The organism is Arthrobacter sp. Y3221160 (assembly GCF_059092585.1).
The window spans coordinates 2410840-2427779 of the sequence record NZ_JBNHHU010000001.1 but is presented as its reverse complement, the minus strand read 5'-3'; the positions used below and the strand labels follow the sequence as shown (position 1 = coordinate 2427779).

16 protein-coding genes and 1 riboswitch are annotated in these 16940 nt (G+C 68.7%); of the genes, 6 read left to right on the top strand and 10 right to left on the bottom strand.

Annotated features, from left to right (window positions below):
- Positions 1 to 173: 173 nt before the first annotated feature.
- From purS to AC5RWG_RS11340, 4 genes are all read left to right on the top strand, one after another.
- Positions 174 to 446, top strand: coding sequence for a phosphoribosylformylglycinamidine synthase subunit PurS (gene purS, locus AC5RWG_RS11355; RefSeq protein ID WP_493977173.1), 273 nt, complete (start codon positions 174 to 176; stop codon positions 444 to 446).
- Positions 446 to 1228: a phosphoribosylformylglycinamidine synthase subunit PurQ gene (gene purQ / locus AC5RWG_RS11350; RefSeq protein ID WP_493977174.1), complete on the top strand. Its 783-nt coding sequence runs from the start codon at positions 446 to 448 to the stop codon at positions 1226 to 1228. Before purS ends, purQ begins: the two co-directional genes overlap by 1 nt.
- Positions 1229 to 3643 carry a phosphoribosylformylglycinamidine synthase subunit PurL gene (gene purL, locus AC5RWG_RS11345; protein WP_494166937.1) on the top strand — a complete coding sequence of 805 codons (2415 nt, stop codon included), beginning with the start codon at positions 1229 to 1231 and terminating at the stop codon, positions 3641 to 3643. It begins immediately after the preceding gene.
- A 130-nt stretch (positions 3644 to 3773) separates the two neighbouring features.
- Positions 3774 to 4175 (top strand): VOC family protein, encoded by a 402-nt coding sequence (locus AC5RWG_RS11340; protein ID WP_494166936.1) that lies wholly within the window; start codon positions 3774 to 3776, stop codon positions 4173 to 4175.
- Positions 4176 to 4181: 6 nt separating this feature from the next.
- On the opposite strand, the gene AC5RWG_RS11335 is transcribed toward AC5RWG_RS11340, so the two are convergent.
- The 3 genes from AC5RWG_RS11335 to uriH are packed head-to-tail and all read right to left on the bottom strand — an operon-like array spanning position 4182 to position 7602.
- On the bottom strand, positions 4182 to 5141 hold the full coding sequence (locus AC5RWG_RS11335) for a ribokinase (protein ID WP_494166935.1): 960 nt from the start codon (positions 5139 to 5141) through the stop codon (positions 4182 to 4184).
- Entirely contained in the window at positions 5138 to 6562 is a 1425-nt protein-coding gene (uriT, locus tag AC5RWG_RS11330; RefSeq protein ID WP_494024819.1) for a uridine transporter UriT, read from the bottom strand. Before uriT ends, AC5RWG_RS11335 begins: the two co-directional genes overlap by 4 nt.
- Positions 6559 to 7602 (bottom strand): uridine-preferring nucleoside hydrolase UriH, encoded by a 1044-nt coding sequence (gene uriH / locus AC5RWG_RS11325; RefSeq protein ID WP_494166934.1) that lies wholly within the window; start codon positions 7600 to 7602, stop codon positions 6559 to 6561. Before uriH ends, uriT begins: the two co-directional genes overlap by 4 nt.
- 208 nt (positions 7603 to 7810) lie before the next feature.
- Between uriH and AC5RWG_RS11320 the strand changes: the two genes are divergently transcribed.
- Positions 7811 to 8803 (top strand): LacI family DNA-binding transcriptional regulator, encoded by a 993-nt coding sequence (locus tag AC5RWG_RS11320; protein WP_494074473.1) that lies wholly within the window; start codon positions 7811 to 7813, stop codon positions 8801 to 8803.
- A gap of 29 nt (positions 8804 to 8832) precedes the next feature.
- Here the strand turns inward: AC5RWG_RS11320 and AC5RWG_RS11315 are convergent, their stop codons facing one another.
- The 4 genes from AC5RWG_RS11315 to AC5RWG_RS11300 all read right to left on the bottom strand — a co-directional run bounded on the left by AC5RWG_RS11315 (position 8833) and on the right by AC5RWG_RS11300 (position 11049).
- Positions 8833 to 9633: an SDR family oxidoreductase gene (locus AC5RWG_RS11315; RefSeq protein ID WP_494166933.1), complete on the bottom strand. Its 801-nt coding sequence runs from the start codon at positions 9631 to 9633 to the stop codon at positions 8833 to 8835.
- A 56-nt stretch (positions 9634 to 9689) separates the two neighbouring features.
- Positions 9690 to 10010 (bottom strand): putative quinol monooxygenase, encoded by a 321-nt coding sequence (locus tag AC5RWG_RS11310; RefSeq protein WP_494002047.1) that lies wholly within the window; start codon positions 10008 to 10010, stop codon positions 9690 to 9692.
- 85 nt (positions 10011 to 10095) lie between these two features.
- On the bottom strand, positions 10096 to 10641 hold the full coding sequence (locus tag AC5RWG_RS11305) for a DUF1990 domain-containing protein (RefSeq protein ID WP_494013278.1): 546 nt from the start codon (positions 10639 to 10641) through the stop codon (positions 10096 to 10098).
- Between the two features lie 3 nt (positions 10642 to 10644).
- Complete coding sequence (locus AC5RWG_RS11300) at positions 10645 to 11049, bottom strand: MmcQ/YjbR family DNA-binding protein (protein WP_494013279.1); 405 nt, start codon at positions 11047 to 11049, stop codon at positions 10645 to 10647.
- 358 nt (positions 11050 to 11407) lie between these two features.
- On the opposite strand from AC5RWG_RS11300, the gene AC5RWG_RS11295 reads away from it, so the two are divergent.
- A complete protein-coding gene (locus AC5RWG_RS11295; RefSeq protein ID WP_494166932.1) occupies positions 11408 to 12247 on the top strand; it encodes a DUF1206 domain-containing protein in 840 nt (279 codons plus the stop codon).
- 79 nt (positions 12248 to 12326) lie between these two features.
- Here the strand turns inward: AC5RWG_RS11295 and AC5RWG_RS11290 are convergent, their stop codons facing one another.
- From AC5RWG_RS11290 to AC5RWG_RS11280, 3 genes are all read right to left on the bottom strand, one after another.
- A complete protein-coding gene (locus tag AC5RWG_RS11290; protein ID WP_494166931.1) occupies positions 12327 to 13748 on the bottom strand; it encodes an LLM class flavin-dependent oxidoreductase in 1422 nt (473 codons plus the stop codon).
- Between the two features lie 88 nt (positions 13749 to 13836).
- Positions 13837 to 13926, bottom strand: a riboswitch (SAM riboswitch).
- Positions 13927 to 14027: 101 nt separating this feature from the next.
- Positions 14028 to 15488, bottom strand: a complete 1461-nt coding sequence (locus AC5RWG_RS11285; RefSeq protein WP_494166930.1) for an APC family permease — start codon at positions 15486 to 15488, stop codon at positions 14028 to 14030.
- A 14-nt stretch (positions 15489 to 15502) separates the two neighbouring features.
- Entirely contained in the window at positions 15503 to 16804 is a 1302-nt protein-coding gene (locus AC5RWG_RS11280; RefSeq protein WP_494166929.1) for an acyl-CoA dehydrogenase family protein, read from the bottom strand.
- Positions 16805 to 16940: the final 136 nt, after the last annotated feature.

Genomic DNA, 16940 nt, shown 5'->3' with positions numbered 1-16940 from the left:
CCGCCGTCGTCGTCCCGTAAAATCAGCGCCCCGCGATGCCGGTAGAATAGTGCTGCAAGCTCGCGGAGCGCTGGGACAGCGTGAGACGGCACCAATTGTTGGATTGACACTGCACTGAGTTCCGCGCGCCTCGCTTCGTTTGAAGAGCACAATCCAAGCACAGGAGTGGCCGGATGCCCCGGATCGTTGTTGATGTCATGCCCAAGCCCGAAATCCTTGATCCGCAGGGCAAAGCCATTGCCGGCGCGCTGAACCGCCTGGGCCTGGCCGGCTTCAGCGAAGTCCGCCAGGGCAAGCGCTTCGAGCTGACGGTTGACGGCGAGGTGACCGAGGAACTCCTGGACCAGGCCCGGCATGCCGCCGCCACGCTGCTCTCCAACCCCGTGATCGAAGACGTCACCCGGGTGGAGGTCATCACCGAGGCGACCATCGGGGCCGGCGAATAATGACTGAGACTCCCCTGATCGGCGACTTCTCGCCCGCACCGGACGCAGGCCTCTCGGGCGCGCGCATCGGCGTCGTTACCTTCCCCGGCACGCTCGACGACCGCGACGCGGCCCGTGCCGTGCGGATTGCCGGCGGCACCGCGGTCAGCCTGTGGCACGGCGACCATGACCTGCAGGGCGTGGACGGCGTGATCATCCCCGGCGGCTTCTCCTACGGCGACTACCTGCGCGCCGGCGCGATCTCCCGCTTTGCCCCGCTGATGGAGCAAATTGCCGACGCCGCCAACGCGCAGCACGATCCGCTGCCGGTGCTGGGCATCTGCAACGGCTTCCAGGTGCTGACCGAGGCACACCTGCTGCCCGGCTCCATGATCAAGAACAACCACCTGCACTTCCTCTGCCGCGACCAGAGGCTGCGCGTGGAGAACAACACCACGGCCTGGACCAGCCAGTACGAAGCCGGCGCGGAAATCGTGGTGCCGCTGAAGAACCAGGACGGCCAGTACGTCGCCGACGAGAAGACCCTGGACGAGCTGGAAGCCGAGAACCGCGTGGTGTTCCGCTACTCGGACGGCAACCCGAACGGGTCGCGCCGCGACATCGCCGGAATCAGCAACGCCGCGGGCAACGTAGTGGGCCTGATGCCGCACCCCGAACACGCCGTGGAAGCCGGCTTCGGCCCGGACTCTTCCGCCTTCGGCGACGTCGAGCTGCGCGGCGGCACCGACGGCCTGGGAATTTTCACCTCCGTTTTGACGAAGATTGTGGCAGGTGCCAAGTAAATGACCGAGACCAATCCGACCAGCGCAACAGTGGATACCCGGCTGGAAACCGAGGCCGAGGCACGCAATGAGCACGTGCAGAGCTACGGCGGGGCGGCCGACGCCGTCGAACGCGCCGAGGGGCGTCAGTTCAACATCGACACCGTGGAGCATGCCGCGCAGACCCCGGACACCGAGTTGCCCTGGGCCGAGCTGGGATTGAAGCGCAACGAGTTCGACGAGGTAGTCAAGGTGCTGGGCCGACGCCCCACCGCCGCCGAGCTGGCCATGTATTCGGTGATGTGGTCCGAGCACTGCTCCTACAAGTCTTCCAAGGTCCACCTGCGCCAGTTTGGCGACAAGGTCACCGAGGACATGAAGAAGCACATGCTGGTGGGCATCGGCGAGAACGCCGGCGTGACGGACCTGGGTGACGGCTGGGCCGTAACCTTCAAGATCGAGTCGCACAACTCGCCCACCATGGTCGAGCCGTACCAGGGCGCCGCGACCGGCATCGGCGGCATCGTGCGCGACATCATCTCCATGGGCGCGCGTCCGGTGGCCGTGATGGACCCGCTGCGCTTCGGCGCGATCGACCACCCGGACACCGCCCGCGTGGTCCACGGTGCGGTCGCCGGCATCGGCGGCTACGGCAACTCGCTGGGCCTGCCGAATATCGGCGGCGAGGTCGTCTTCGACTCCGTTTACCAGGGCAACCCGCTGGTGAACGCCCTGGCCGTGGGCGTCATGCGCCACGAGGACATCCGGCTGGCCAACGCCTCCGGCAAGGGCAACAAGGTGGTGCTGTTCGGCGCGCGCACCGGCGGCGACGGCATCGGCGGTGCCTCTATCCTGTCCTCGGAGTCCTTCGACGACACCAAGCCCTCCAAGCGCCCCGCGGTCCAGGTCGGCGACCCGTTCTCGGAGAAGGTGCTCATCGAGTGCTGCCTGGAACTGTTCAAGGGCTCGCTGGTCGAGGGCATCCAGGACCTGGGGGCCGCCGGCATCTCCTGCGCCACCTCGGAACTGGCCTCCAACGGCGACGGCGGCATGGACGTCGAGCTGACCTCCGTGCTGCTGCGTGATCCGACCCTGACGCCGGGCGAAATCCTGATGTCCGAGTCGCAGGAACGCATGATGGCCGTGGTCTCGCCCGAGAACGTCGAGGCGTTCGAGGCCGTCATGGCCAAGTGGGCCGTGGAATACTCCTGGCTGGGCGAGGTCACCGACACCGGCCGCCTGGTCATCAAGTGGGACGGCGAGACCATCGTCGACGTCGACCCGCGCACCGTCGCCCACGACGGCCCGGTCTATAACCGGCCCTACGCCCGCCCGGAATGGCAGGACCGGGTCCAGGCCGACTCCTTCCGCGCCTCCGCGGCCGGCGCCAACCCCCCGGCCAGCGCCGAGGACCTCAAGGCAGCCGTGCTGGAACTGATGGCGTCCCCGAACATGTGCTCGAAGGACTGGGTGACCAACCAGTACGACCGCTACGTGGGCGGCAATACCGCACTGGCCATGCCCGACGACGCCGGAGTGGTCCGGGTGGACGAGGAAACCGGTCTCGGGGTTGCCCTGGCCACCGACGCCAACGGCCGCTACACCTACTTGGATCCCTACCAGGGCGCGCAACTGGCCCTGGCCGAGGCCTACCGGAACGTCGCAACCGTGGGTGCTATCCCGATGGCGGTGTCCGACTGCCTGAACTTCGGTTCGCCGGAGGACCCGGACGTCATGTGGCAGCTGGCCGAAGCAATCCGCGGCCTCTCCGACGGCTGCATGGAACTGGGCGTCCCGGTCACCGGCGGCAACGTCTCGCTGTACAACCAGACCGGCAACACCCCGATCCACCCGACCCCGGTCGTGGCGATGCTCGGCAAGCTCGACGACGTCGGCCGCCGCACCCCGTCGGGCTGGCGCGAGGACGGCCAGGCGATCTACCTGATGGGTACCACCCGCGACGAGCTGGACGGCTCCGAATGGGCCAACCTGCGCGGGCACCTGGGCGGCAGGCCCCCGGCCGTGGACCTGGCGGCCGAGAAGCTGCTGGGCGAGTTGCTGATCAACGCCTCCCGGGACGGCATGATCGACGCCGCCCACGACCTCTCCGAAGGCGGCCTGGCCGCAGCCCTGTCCGAGATGGCGCTGCGCTTCGGCGTCGGTGCCCGGATCGGCCTGGGCGAGGTCTGCGAACGTGACGGCGTTGACCTGTTCACGTTGCTGTTCAGCGAGTCCCAGGCCCGCGCCGTCGTGTCCGTGGCGCGCAGCGAAGAGGTCCGCTTCAAGGACATGTGCGGCGCGCGGGGCTTCCCGTTCATGCGCATCGGCGTGGTGGACACCGAGAACGGCGCGCTGGACTTCCAGAGCGAGTTCTCCGTTCCGCTGGCCGAACTCAAGGAAGCCCACGAGGGCACCCTGCCGAAGTACTTCGGGTAAGTTCCGCCGCCCACGGGCGAGCGAAAGAGGGATGTTCCCTGCACCGCGGTGCGGGGAACATCCCTCTTCGTCTTATCTCCGAGGACCGGAACCCGCCGGTTCCGGCAATCCGTGTCTGTAGGCTGTGCCCATGACGGCACCGCAGATCTACATCAGCTTCCCCGGCACTGCCCGCGAAGCACTGGGCTTCTACGCAGAGATCTTTGGCGGAGAGCTTTCCCTGCACACCAATGAGGACTTCGGCAACAGTGCGGGACCACCGGGGCAGATAGCCCACGGAATGCTGAACGGCGTGGTCGCCCTGGCCGGATCGGATGCGGCACCCGGCGAGAAGACCGTCCGGCTCGAGGGCGTCATGCTCTCTTTGCTCGGGACGGCCGAGCCCAAGGTGCTGCACGAGTGGTTCGACAAACTCGCCGTTGGCGGCCGGGTGGTCGATCCCCTTGCCCCGAAGCCGTGGGGCGCCTCCGATGGCCAGGTGATCGATCGTCACGGACTCCACTGGCTCGTCGGCTACGAACCGGCGCCGTGACTGTCGTCAGGCGCCGGTCCGCAGACGCTCCACGTCCGCCAGCCGCGGATATGCGGCCTGGGTTCCCTTCTTGGTGGCGGCCAGGGCAGCAGCGACCGAAGCGAACGCCGCCGCCTCGGCCAGGTCCTCCCCTGCGGCTAGCCGTGCCGCGAGGGACCCGGTGAAGGCGTCGCCGGCGCCGGTGGTGTCCACGGCGTCAACCTTGGTGGGGGCGATCCGGGTGAAACGGCGCCCCTCCTCGGCATGCCCATCCAGCACGATGGAGCCTTCGGCGCCCAGGGTGACCACGACGCGGTCCAGCCCCTCCGCCGCAAACTGCAAGCGCACCTGCTCCCAGTCGGCAACGGCGGCATCGGCGCAGGGCATTTCGCCGCCGCCGAGGAACAGCGAAGCCTCGTGCGCGTTGACCAGCAGGACGTCGGTGAGTTCGGCCAGGCTTCTGGGCACGGGCGCATAAGGCGAGAGGTTGAGCAGCACTGATGCTCCGGCGTCGTGCCCTGCTCTTGCTGCCGCCTCCACGACGTCCAGGCCGACCTCAAGGCAGAGGCAAACGACGGCGGCGCCATCGAAAACGTCCCCGGCTGCGGCGACATCATCCGGAACTACGGTGCCGTTGGCGCCGGGGGAAATGACGATGCTGTTCTCCCCCGCTGCGTCAACGGTGATGACCGCGACGCCGGTCTCGACGCCGGCCGCGCGGCGCACGCGGGAAACGTCCACGCCGGCCCCTGCCACGGAGGCCAGCAGCATGTCTCCGTTGGAGTCCTCGCCCACGGCGCCGATCAGGGCGACGTTGCCGCCGAGCCGACCAGCGGCCACCGCTTGGTTGGCGCTCTTGCCGCCCGGGTTCACGGTGAAGCCTTCGCCACGGAGGGTTTCGCCCGGGTTGGGCAGCCGCTCGGTGTAGATGGTCAGGTCCGCATTCAGTGAACCAACGACGACGATGCGTCCGGCCTGCGGACTCACTTTTCCACCTCGGCCTCAACGGGCTTAGGGATCAGCAGCGAGGCGGCGAAGGCCGCGACCGTGATGACCAGGCCGACCACAATCACCGTAAGGTAAGAGCCGCGGTCGCCCAGCGCGGAGGTGCCCACGAGCACCGCCGGCAGCACCAGGAAGCTCAGCCCGGCGCCGAGGTTGAAGGCCCCGGCGTTCATGCCCGGCAGGAAGCCGGGGTTGCCCGGGGGCGAGAGCACGACGCCGAGCCCGTTGAGCATGATGTTCGCGGTGCCGGCGTACATGATGCCGAGCAGCGCAGTTGCGGCGACCATCACCGGCAGGCTGTTCAGGCCGAACAGCGCAATGATCACCAGGGAGACGATGCTGCCGATCATGCCGATGCGCAGCACATTGGTGTAGCCCAGGACCGGGGCGAGCCGCCCGCTGATCGGGCCGAAGACCCAGCCCAGCAGCGCGTAGGGGGTCAGGATGAGCAGCGCCGTTTCGGTGGGGCCAAGGCCGAAGCCGGGTGCGGCGGCCTGTACGTAGGCGGGGACAATCCCGTTGATCACGGCGAAGATGCCGGTCATGGTCAGGATTGTGGTCAGCAGCGGCGCCCACGTGGAGCGCTGGCGCAGATGGACAATCTCGACCATCGGCTCCTTCGTACGCTTTTCGGTGACCCAGAAGGCGGCGAACGCGGCGGCGGCCACGGCGATCAACACCAGCGAGAGGATCAGGGTTCCCGTGGAGAACGCGCCGACGAGCTTGGCGGCCTCGTTCAGCGCGGTGAGCAGGGCACCGACTGCGACAACAATAAAGACGACGCCGGTCCAGTCCATCCGCGTCCCGGCCTGCGGTTTGCTCTCGGGCGTCAGGACGGCGACGAGGATCGCGGCGAGCACGGCGAGCACCACCATGAACCAGAAGATGCTGCGGAAGCCGTAGTGCTCGGCCATGTAGCCGCCGAGGAAGGCATCGACGCCGGCCACGCCGCCGTTGACCGCGAGGATAACGCCCATCAGCGTGCCGTACGTGCGCGGGTTGGGCACGGCGGTGCGCAGCATGATGAGGCACAGCGGCACGGTGGGGCCGCTAACGCCCTGGATGATCCGGCCCACGAAGAGCCACGTAACGTCCGGGGCCAGCGCCGCGATCACGGAGCCGACGGCCGTCAGCAGCATCATGCCGACGAGGATCCGCTTGCGGCCGACAATATCGCTCAGGCGGGGCAGGAACAGGGAGAACAGCGCGGCGGTGGTGAAGAACCAGGTCTGGGACAGGCCGATCGAGGCCTGGTCCGTCTGCAGTTCCTCGCCCATGGTGACCAGGGCGGGACTGAGCATGGAGGCATTGAGCTGGAAGGCCACGCAGGCCGTCAGCAGGGCGACCATCAGGGCGGTGGTGCCGCCGCGGGTGGCCTTGGTGTCGTGGAGAACTGCGCTCATTCCGCTGCCTCCCCGGTGGTGACCGACGCCGCGGAGGCGGGCGTCGCCGTCGTCGTTGTGGTGGCGGTTCCCATTTCTACCTCGCCGATGCTGACCAGCGCATCGGTCACCAGGTTCCAGAACTTGGTGCGGTCCAGGTCCACGGCCACGGAGGTGTGGCAGTCGGCCGGCGCGGGGGCGCGGAAGTCGGCGACGGTCATGCCGAGGGTCAGCTTGCCCTGCAGTTCGATGTCGACCGGGACCTTGCGGGTGGTCATCACCGTGGGGTCGATGACGTAGGCGACTGCGCACGGATCGTGGACCGGCGGGTAGTCGAAGCCCTGTGCATCCTTGTACGTCTGGGCGAAGAAGTCCATCAGTTCGCGGACAAAGCGGGCCGGGCCGGTGCCGACGGCTTCGATTTGCTCGACGACGTCGGGGGTGGCCAGTGCCTGGTGCGTGAGGTCCAGTCCCACCATGACCAGGGGCCACTTCTCGTTGAAGACGATGTGGGCGGCCTCGGGGTCGATCATGATGTTGAATTCCGCCACGGCGGACCAGTTGCCCACGTGGTAGCCGCCGCCCATCAGCACGACTTCCTTGACCCGCTCGACGATGCGCGGCTCCTTGCGGGCGGCCATCGCGATGTTGGTCAGGCCGCCGGTCGGGACCAGGGTTACGGTGCCGGGTTCGTGCGCCATGATCGTGTCGATGATGAGATCAACGGCGTGCCGCGGGTCCAGTTCGATTGTGGACTCCGGCTGCGCGGGGCCGTCCATGCCGGACTCGCCGTGGATGTCCGGCGCGGTTTCGATGGTGCGCACCAGCGGGCGGTCGCAGCCGGCGGCGAACGGGACGCCGGTGATGCCGGCGATCGTCCCCACGGCCAGGGCGTTCTTCGTGACCTTTGCCAGCGTCTGGTTGCCGACGACGGTGGTCACGGCGAGCAGTTCGATGTTCGGGTTGCCGTGGGCCAGGAGCAGCGCCACGGCGTCGTCGTGCCCCGGATCGCAGTCCAGGATGATCTTCTTCGGTCCGGGCGTCGCGGAAGTGGCGTCCATGTTTTCTCTCCACGTCATCGGGGCCCCGCAGCGGGGAAATTGTCACAGCGAGTTTGACATCCCCTTCCGGTCCACGTCAAACGCTTGACGTAGCACGCGTCAAGCGCTTGATGCCTTGTTGCGCTTGATTGCGCTTATCATGGGGCTCATGGATTCCGCCCGCCCTCCCCAGCACCCGCCGCGCGTCGGTCGGCGAGTGACCGCGGCGATGGTGGCGGCACGCGCCGGCGTCTCCCCCGCGACGGTTTCTTTGGTGGCGAACGGCAAAACGCGCGGGCGGGTGTCCGCCGACAACATCTCCCGGGTCAGCCAGGCAATCGCCGAACTCGGATACGTGGTGGACAGCGTGGGCAGTTCGCTGGCCAAGGGCGTCAGCTCCATTGTGGTGCTGGTGGCGCCGGACATTTCCAACCCGTTCTTCGCCAAGGTCGTTGCCGGCGTGCGCGAATCCCTCGGCGCGGACTTCCAGCTGCTGCTCTCCGTCACCGAAGCCGGCGAATTCCCCCGTGCGGATGACATCCGCCGGCTCCTCGCCCTGCGCCCGGCGGGCCTGCTGGTGGATGCCCCCGATGCCGCGTTCCTCGAGGACCTCTCCCCCACGGGCCCCTTGGTGCTGCTCGACGCGCCCGGGCTGGAGGCTTATGCGCCGTCCGTCAACCTCGACGTGGCCCACGGCGCCCGCGAACTCGCGGCACACCTGTCCGCCTCCGGCCACCAGCGGGTGGCGTACCTGGACAGCGTGACCGGCACAGCCACCTTCACCATTCGCCGGACGGCCTTCTTGGAGGAAGCGGCCACTCGCGGGATGACCGCGGACCCGGCCCACCTGATCAGCACCACGATCGACGTCGGCGCGTCGGCCGACGCGTTTGCCGCCGCCTGGCCCCAGTGGCAGCAAGCGGGTGTCACCGCCGTCGTCTGCGCCACCGATACCCACGCGTACGGCGTGCTGCAGCAAGCGCGCGTTGCCGGCGTGCGGATCCCGGACGAACTCGCCGTCGCCGGCTTCGACGACCTGCCCTACTCCGCCACCAGCAACCCCGGCCTCACCACCGTCCACCTTCCCGCCGCCCGCCTGGGCCTCAAGGCCGGCGAACAGCTGCGCGGCCTGATCGAAGGCCGCGACCTCGAGCAACCCCAGCTCACCTTGGAGGCCTCGCTGATTGTGCGCGGCTCCACGGATCGGATCGCCGCCAACTAACAACGACGGCGCGGTCCGGGCCGTCGCGGCTACACCTTGCGCCAGTCGTGCCCGGTCACGGCCGCCCCGGCCTGCGGCCCCATCTGCAGCATGCCGCCGTCCACCACCCACGACGCCCCGGTGACGTAGCCGGCTTCGGCCGACGCGAGGAAGGCGATCACGGCTGCGACCTCGCGGGCGTCGCCGGGCCTTTCCAGCGGAATGCCCGGCCGGTCGATGCGGTGCGGGTTTTCGTCCTCGTTGCCGGTCATGGCGGTGGCGATCTCTCCCGGCGCGACGGAGTTGACCGTGATGCCGTGCCGGCCGAGCTCCAGCGCCATGTTCTTCACCAGGCCGCCGAGGCCGTGCTTCGCGGCGTCGTACGGGGCGGCCCCGATCATCGGCTGGTGCTCGTGCACGCTGGTCACGGCGATGATCCGGCCGCCGCGGCCGGCATCCGCCATCCGCCGGGCTGCCCGCTGCATGCACACGAACGCGCCGTCCAGGTCGGTGGCGACCACCCGGCGCCAGGTCTCGTAGTCCAGCTCCAGGAACGGCTCCGAGGCGCCCGTGCCGGAGTTGTTGACGAACACGTCCAGTCCGCCGAGCTGCTCCGCGAGCGAATCGACCACGTCGCCGCAGCCGGGCAGGTCCGTGGTGTCCAATTGGGCGACGGCGGCGCTGCGGCCGAGCGCGCGCACCTCCTGCGCGGTCTCTTCAGCCCCGCTTTCGTCCGAGTGCCAGGTGATCCCCACGTCCAGCCCTGCCCGGGCGAGCGCGACGGCGGTGGCCCGGCCGATGCCGGAGTCGGAACCGGTGACGATGGCGGTGTGCGGCGTGAAATTTTCCATGGGCCTATTGTGGCGAAGAAGCGGCCGCTTGCCAGCCCCACCGGCCGCGCGGGCCGCTACGCGACGGTCATTTCGCCCATCAGGTCCCAGTCGTCGCCCTCGACCTGGCGGCTGATGATCCGCGGCGTTTCCTGCAGGTACTGCGGCTGCTCCTGCATGGCCTTCTTGAAGTGGTCGCTCTTCACATGCGCTTCGGCCGCGTCGTCCCGGAAGGCCTCGACCAGCACGTACTCATTGGGGTCCTCCACGCTGCGCGACCAGTCGAACCACAGGTTGCCCGGCTCGGCACGCGTCGCCTCGGTGAATTCGCGGACGAGTTCGGGGAAGTTATCGGCGTACTCGTCCTTGACCTTGAACTTGACCACAATGAAAATCACGCGGCATCAGCCTTTCTTCTGTTGGGGGTGTCTTTTCATCCTGTCATGTACCGCGCGGTCCGTCAGGTCAGGTGCGGCCAATCAGTTAGCGGCGGTGCCCGGCCTGCCCGCCGGCGAGCGCCTTGGCCGCGGCAATATAGCGCCGCGTGACCAGCCGCTGTGCGGCCTCCGCCACCGGTGCTCCTGCCCGGTAGAACCAGTTGGCATGCCGGCTGAACGCGAACACCTCGAAGACCACCCGCCCGCTCCCCTCCAGCACAGCCACAAAGCCTTCCTCCCCCGACTCCGGATGTCCAGGCAGGGTGCCGTAGCCGAAGCCCGTTCGGGTCGGCGTCCGTTCCGTCCACACCACGCGGCACGGGATGGCGAGCCGCAGCGGCCCGACGCCGAACCCGCACACCACCTCCGCGCCTTCGGCGGCCACCGGCCCCGTGGCATCGACCCGCAGCCCGGCTAGCCGATGCACTTCCCACCCCATCAGCCCCTCGGCCAGCCGGTGAAAAGCGTCTTCCCCCTCACCGACACCGACCCGCTCGTCGACGACCCGGTATCCCGGCGGCGAGGTGCGCTCCCGGCTCAACCCCACGCCGTCGTACGTGAGCGGAACCCCGCCCAGGTCCTCGGCCCTCACCGCTCAGCCCTGCCGCGCATCGTCGCCCCTGGCCAGGCCCATCCAGCCCAGCATCTCGCGGTCGCGGCGCGGCAGCGACGCCACCACCAGGTCGTAGGAGTCCTCGATCATGTCCCGCAGCATGTCGTCGGGCAGCCCGCCGTCGCAGCGCACGCCGTTCCAGTGCGTTTTGTTCATGTGATAGGCACCCGTGATCTCCGGATGCGCCGCGCGGAGCTGCTGCGCCAGCACCGGTTCGCACTTGAGGCTGATGCTCAGCCGCGGCGCCTGCAGGTCCGAGAGCGCGAACATCTTCGCCGCTCGGCCTGCCGCCCGGACCTTGAACACCGACGACTCGGGCCCAAACGGGAAGTCCTCGAACGCCCCGGGCAGGGACAGGCAGAATGCGCGCAGGGCGGTTGCGTCCATGGGCACGAGCCTACTGCTCCCGGCCCGCGCCGGTCACGGTTCTGCGCAGATCGACGTACCACCCGGCCTCCGTGCCCCGCCCCGCCCGTGCCCCGCCCCGCCCGTGCCTCGCCCCGCCCGAGCGTCGCCCGCGCCGCTCACGGTTCTGCGGAGATCGACGTGCCCACCCGGCCTCCGTGCCCCGCCCCACCCGAGCCTGGCCCGACGCCCCCTGGACCACATCCCGCCCTAGTTCCGCCCGGTGCGCGGCGGCAACTTCGGTGGCAGGATGGTTCACAGTTGTTTCACGGGGAACGACGGCGGGCTTCGGTGCCGCCGGCGGGTTTCGGAACGGGCGACGGCTCTGGAGAGGAGACCCATGTCAGACACCGGCAGGGAAGCGAAGCGGGCGGCCGGCAGGGCCAAGGACAAGACCGAGGTCGCCGCCAATTCCAAGGCGTTCGAGCGGGTGGCGCGGTTCGGTTACGTGGCCAGCGGCCTGCTGCACGTGCTGATCGGCGCTATCGCGCTCCGGCTCGCCTTCGGCGGAGGCGGCGAGGCGGACCAGACCGGGGCCGCCTCAAGCCTGGCGAAGACTCCGGGCGGGATGTTCCTGCTCTGGGCGGGCATGCTTGCCGCCGCCGCCCTGGCCTTGTGGCAGATCAGCGAGGCGGTGTTCGGCGGCCGCGGCCGGGAGGCAAAGAAGAGGTGGGGCTACCGGGCGAAGTCCGTGGGACTGGCCATCGCGTACACGGTGGTGGCGGTATCGTTCGGCAGCTTCGCGCTGGGTTCCGGCGCCGACAGCAGCCAGAGCTCCCAGGACGCCAGCACCAGGCTGATGCAGTGGCCCGGCGGTGCCGTTGTCCTGTTCCTGATTGGCGCCGTCATCATGGGCGCCGGCGTCTTTTACGTGTACAAGGGCCTGAAGAAGAAGTTCCTGGACGACCTCAAACGGCACCCCAGGGGCAGCACCGGCACCGCCGTGACGTGGACCGGCGTCGTGGGTTATGCGGGCAAGGGGCTGGCACTGTTCGTGCTGGGGCTGCTGTTGGCGGTGGCCGCGGTGCAGCACGACCCGCAGGAGGTCAAGGGGTTGGACGGGGCGCTCAAGGCGCTGCGTGACCAGGCCTTCGGCCCGGCCGCACTCGCCGTCGTCGCCGTTGGCCTGATCTGTTACGGCCTCTACATGGGCGCCCGGGCGCGCTACGCGAAGATGTAGGCACCGGAGAACGACGGCGGTGCGCCTCCCCGTGGGGCCAGGCGCACCGCCGTCGTTGTTTAGATGGTTCTGCCGTGGCCTACGCCCGGTGGGCCAGCGCGTTCTGCAGGCGGAAGCCGGCGGCCCGGTGGCTCTCCGGCAGCTTGTCGCCGCGGCCGAAGAGCTTGTTGCGCAGGGTCCCCGGCGCGTACTCCGTGGGGTATGCGCCCAGCTTCTGCAGTTCCGGCACGGCGAATTCCACGATGTCCTCGAAGGTGCCCGGGGTGATCGCGTAGGCCAGGTTGAACCCGTCCACGTCGGTCTCGTCGACCCACTCCACGAGCTTGGCGGCTACCTCTTCGCCGGAGCCGACGGTGATCGGGCCGAAACCACCGACGCCGACCCATTCGGCCAGCTGGCGGATGGTCCACGGCTTGCCGCTGTCGCCGGATGCCTTCTGGAAGGTCTCCACCGAGGACTGGATGGCATTGGACTTCACGTTCCCGCCGATCACGTCGTCCGGGCCGTAGGTGGAGAGGTCCACGCCCATCCAGCCGGAGATCAGCGCCAGCGCCCCGTTGATGTCCGCGTAGGACTTGTAGTCCTCGAATTTGGCCTGCGCGGCGGCGGTGTCGGGCCCGGTCACCACGGTCTGCATCGCGTAGATGCGGACGTCGTAGCGGTCGCGCCCGGCCGCTTCCACGGCGTCGCGGATCTTCTTCACGGATGCGGCCAGCATTTCCTTGGTCGGGCAGGTCACGAACACCGCCTCGGCGTTTTCGGCGGCGAACTCGGTGCCGCGCTTGGAGGCCCCGGCCTGGAAGATGACCGGGGTGCGCTGCGGGCTCGGCTCGGTGATGGCGATGCCGGGAACCTTGAAGTACTTGCCCTCGTGCCGGATTTCGTGGACCTTGGCCGGGTCGGTGAAGACGCCGGTCTCCACGTCCTTGACCACGGCGTCGTCCTCCCACGAGCCCTCGAGCAGCTTGTAGATGACCTCGAGGTATTCGTCCGCGTGGTTGTAGCGCTCGTCGTGCTCCAATTGGTCTTCCTGCCCCATGTTGCGTGCCGCCGAGGGCAGGTAACCGGTGACCACGTTCCAACCGACCCGCCCGTTGGTCAGGTGGTCCAGCGTGGCCAGGCGGCGGGCGAACGGGTACGGGTGCTCGTAGGCGGTGCCGGCTGTGACGCCGAAGCCGAGGTTCTCGGTCACCGCGGCCATCGCCGAGACCAGCATGAACGGATCGTTCACGGGGACCTGCGTGCCGGCGCGCAGCGTGGTCTCGTTGGAGGATCCGAAGACGTCGTAGGTGCCGAGCACGTCGGCGATGAACAGGCCGTCGAACAGGCCCTTTTCCAGCACCTTGGCCAGGTGGGTCCAGTAGCCGATGGTGTTGTAGGTGGCGGACTTGTCCTGCGGGTGGCGCCACAGTCCGGGCGACTGGTGGCCCACGCAGTTCATGTCGAAGGCGTTGAAACGAATCTGGCGCCGGGGGTTGGGCTGCGGGTTGTTTACGGTCATGTCAGGCTCCTTTTCTGATGAGAAGAGCCCGCGCCGGCCCTCCGTCGGGCATGCGGCTGCCAACGGAAGACCAACGAGAGATCGAGCTTCTCCATCGGTCCTGGCGGTAGCACCTTCCTCAGGGAGGGGGTTGCTGCGGCGTCAACAAGCCAGGTCTCTCGGCCGCTCTGGATGGGTACCCCTCCATTGGACACCCGGGAGCGCCAGGAGGGAAATGTCCCGCGTCACGCGAGGTAAGAATTACGACGCCGGGGCGCCCTCCCTCACGCGGGGTAAGAATTACGACGCCGGTGCGGAGCCGGCTTTGGTCTGCGGCCGCTTCCATCCCGCCACCGCTCCGGCCCCCAGGCAGACAAGAATCAGGACGACGACGGCGATCGCCAGCGGCACACTGTTGCCGACCAGGGTGGGCAGGTTCTGCAGGATCAGGCCCAGAATGGCCAGCAGCCCGAGGAGTCCGAGAGCCGGGGCGACGGAGCGCTTCCAGTCGCGGGCCGGGGCGCCCTGCCGGCGGAAGAAGACCAGCACCGCGATGCTGGTGACCGTCATCAGCACCACCACGCCCAGGGAGGCGAAACCGGCAAACCAGGTGTAGAACTGCACGATCGGGTCCCAGCCGGCCACGACGGCTGCCAGCAGGAACAGGGCCACCACTCCGGTCGAAGCGGCCGAGGCCAGATGTGGCGAGTGGTGCCGGGTGTGCGTGCCGGCCAGCTTGGCGGGGAAAATGCCCTGTCCGGCGATCTGGAAGAAATAGCGTGAGCTGATGTTGTGCAGGGACAGGATGCAGGCGAACAGGCTGCTGGCCAGCAGTACCTGGATGACGTGGCTGCCCGCGGTTCCGAGGTAGAGCGCGGTAGTCTCCGAGAGCAAGGTGCCGGGCGCGTCCGTGGCCTTTTGGACGATGCCCTCGTCGCCCCACACGCTGATCAGCAGCCAGCTGGAGAGCGCGTAGAAGCCGCCCACCACGATGAGGGCTACATAGGTGGCGCGCGGGATCGTCTTGTCCGGGTCCCGTGCCTCGTCGCGAAACACGGCGGTGGCCTCGAAGCCAATGAAACTCAGGATGGCGAACAACAGCGCGATGCCGGGCGCCCCGGACAGCACGGTCGACGGAGTGACGAACCCGGTGGACAGGCCCTCGCGACCGCCGCCGCCAAAAATTACGGCAGCGTCCAAAACCAGCACGATCAGCACCTCGGCGACCAGCAGTACCCCCAGCACCTTGCCGGAGAGCTCGATGTTGCGGTGGCCCAGCCAAGCGACGGCGGCCAGGGCGGCAGCGGCCCATGCCCACCATGGCAGTGCCGGCCCGCCGTAGGCGCGCACCACTTCGTCGACGGCCGGCGCCAGTAGGCCGTAGACGCCGGCTTCCAGCGCGAGGTACGAGAGCAGGGCCACGAAGGCCGCCCCCAGGCCCGCCCTGCGGCCGAGGCCTTTGTCGACGTAGCTGAAGAACGCGCCGGCCGTTGGCACGTGCGGTGTCATGGTGGTGAAGCCGACGGCAAACAACAGCAGGATGGCCATGGCCAGCAGGTAGATGAAGGGAAGGCCAGCGCCGTTGCCGCTGACGATGGCCAGCGGGACGGTTCCGCCGATGACGCCCAGTGGCGACGCGGCGGCCAGCACGATGAGCACGATGCTGGCGACGCCCAGCCGGCCGGAGAGCCGCGGAGCACGGGCATTGGCGGCGGCGGCCTCGGGTGCGGCGAGGGTTGGGTTATTGACGGATACAGACATGGTTTGGCTTCTTTCTAGAGGGCCGCGGAGCGGGTGGCTTGGCTGTTTGGACGGGCGCCGTCGCTCTGTGGCTGACGCGCGGCGTCGGTGTGTGACTGACTGGCGGCGTCGGCATTGGCCTCGCCAATCGTCCAGACGAGCGGGGGCTCGGCGCCGTTGACTTCCCAGTCGCCGACGATCCGGGCCTTGTAGATGAACGGGTTGTGGGTGGCCACGGTGCGGGCGTTGCGCCAGTGCCGGTCCAGTGCCTTGCCGGTGCTGGTGGAGGAGGCGCCGAGCGCGTTGAAGAGGGCGCCTGCGGCGTCCGGGACCAAGGCGCTGAGCACAATCTGCGCCCGGCCCGAGTCCAGTTCGACGGCGATGTTGGCCGCCTTCTCGGCGTCGGCGTCTGACTGCCGCGAGGCGAAGACGCGGTCCAGGCTGCGGGCAACGCCGAGGGTGGTTGCCTTCGCGGCGTAGGCCTTGGCGCTGATTTCGCCGACCACTTGGAGGACCTGCGCGTCGTGCCGGACCAGCGGGGCGTTTCCGTGGCCGAACACCCGCTTGCGGTCCCGTACGTTCTCTGCGGCTTCGCTGGTGACGGCCTGGGCGATGCCGGCCAGGGTCACCAGCAGGATGTGCTGGTAGAGCGCCGTCTGGTACGGGAAGCGGTCGGCGAAGGCGGACACGTTGGCCGGGTCCACCACCGCGTCGGTAAACACGGTGGTGCCGCTGCCGGTGAGCCGCTGGCCGAAACCGTCCCAGTCGTCGAAGGTTTCCACGCCCGGCGTCTTGGTGGAGATGATCACCGAGACATCGGAGCCGTCCGGGCGCTTGGCGGTGACGTCGATCCAGTCCGCGAAGATGGTGCCGGTGGTGTAGAACTTGCGGCCGTTCAGCAGCAGTTTGCCGCCGGTCTCGGACAGCACGGTGGCGGTTCCCCCGGCGCCAGGTTCGGTCCAGGCGTTGCCGGCCAGCTCGCCGGATGCGAAGCGCCGCAGCCAGGCGCCGCGGTCCGAGGTGCGGCCGTTGTGGTACAGGTTCTCCTCCACCAAGGCGATGTGCGAGCGCAGCGCCTGCGGAATGTTGCTGTCCGCGGCGGCGAGCTCGATCAGGAGCCGGGTGAACTCTTCCCAGTCCAGCCCGTCGCCGCCGAACTCGGCCGGAATCCGGGCGGCGCCGAAGCCGGCGTCCTTCAGCCAGCCGATCTGTTCAAACGGCAGCTCGCGGGTGAGCTCGCGGCTTAACGCCCCGGCGGCGATGCGCGCGAAGATCGGACGGTATTTGGCGGCCGCGGCGTCGAAGGCCGTGGCGAGGTTGTCGAGTGTTTCAGTCATGGTGGTTCTCCTGGAGGTCCGGCCGGGGGGCGTCAGATGGGGCGCCCGGGTTGGGGGCAGCGGTGATGGGGCCCGCGGGTTGGGGCCATCGGTGATGGGCCCGCGGATGGCGGGCAGTCATGAGGCGACCCGCGGG

Coding starts and splice junctions, on each gene's coding strand:
- AC5RWG_RS11285 (WP_494166930.1), bottom strand. CDS start 15,488: ATGTCTGTATCCGTCAATAACCCAACCCTCGCCGCACCCGAGGCCGCC.
- purS (WP_493977173.1), top strand. CDS start 174: ATGCCCCGGATCGTTGTTGATGTCATGCCCAAGCCCGAAATCCTTGAT.
- AC5RWG_RS11340 (WP_494166936.1), top strand. CDS start 3,774: ATGACGGCACCGCAGATCTACATCAGCTTCCCCGGCACTGCCCGCGAA.
- uriT (WP_494024819.1), bottom strand. CDS start 6,562: ATGAGCGCAGTTCTCCACGACACCAAGGCCACCCGCGGCGGCACCACC.
- AC5RWG_RS11280 (WP_494166929.1), bottom strand. CDS start 16,804: ATGACTGAAACACTCGACAACCTCGCCACGGCCTTCGACGCCGCGGCC.
- AC5RWG_RS11290 (WP_494166931.1), bottom strand. CDS start 13,748: ATGACCGTAAACAACCCGCAGCCCAACCCCCGGCGCCAGATTCGTTTC.
- AC5RWG_RS11315 (WP_494166933.1), bottom strand. CDS start 9,633: ATGGAAAATTTCACGCCGCACACCGCCATCGTCACCGGTTCCGACTCC.
- AC5RWG_RS11295 (WP_494166932.1), top strand. CDS start 11,408: ATGTCAGACACCGGCAGGGAAGCGAAGCGGGCGGCCGGCAGGGCCAAG.
- purL (WP_494166937.1), top strand. CDS start 1,229: ATGACCGAGACCAATCCGACCAGCGCAACAGTGGATACCCGGCTGGAA.
- purQ (WP_493977174.1), top strand. CDS start 446: ATGACTGAGACTCCCCTGATCGGCGACTTCTCGCCCGCACCGGACGCA.
- uriH (WP_494166934.1), bottom strand. CDS start 7,602: ATGGACGCCACTTCCGCGACGCCCGGACCGAAGAAGATCATCCTGGAC.
- AC5RWG_RS11300 (WP_494013279.1), bottom strand. CDS start 11,049: ATGGACGCAACCGCCCTGCGCGCATTCTGCCTGTCCCTGCCCGGGGCG.
- AC5RWG_RS11320 (WP_494074473.1), top strand. CDS start 7,811: ATGGTGGCGGCACGCGCCGGCGTCTCCCCCGCGACGGTTTCTTTGGTG.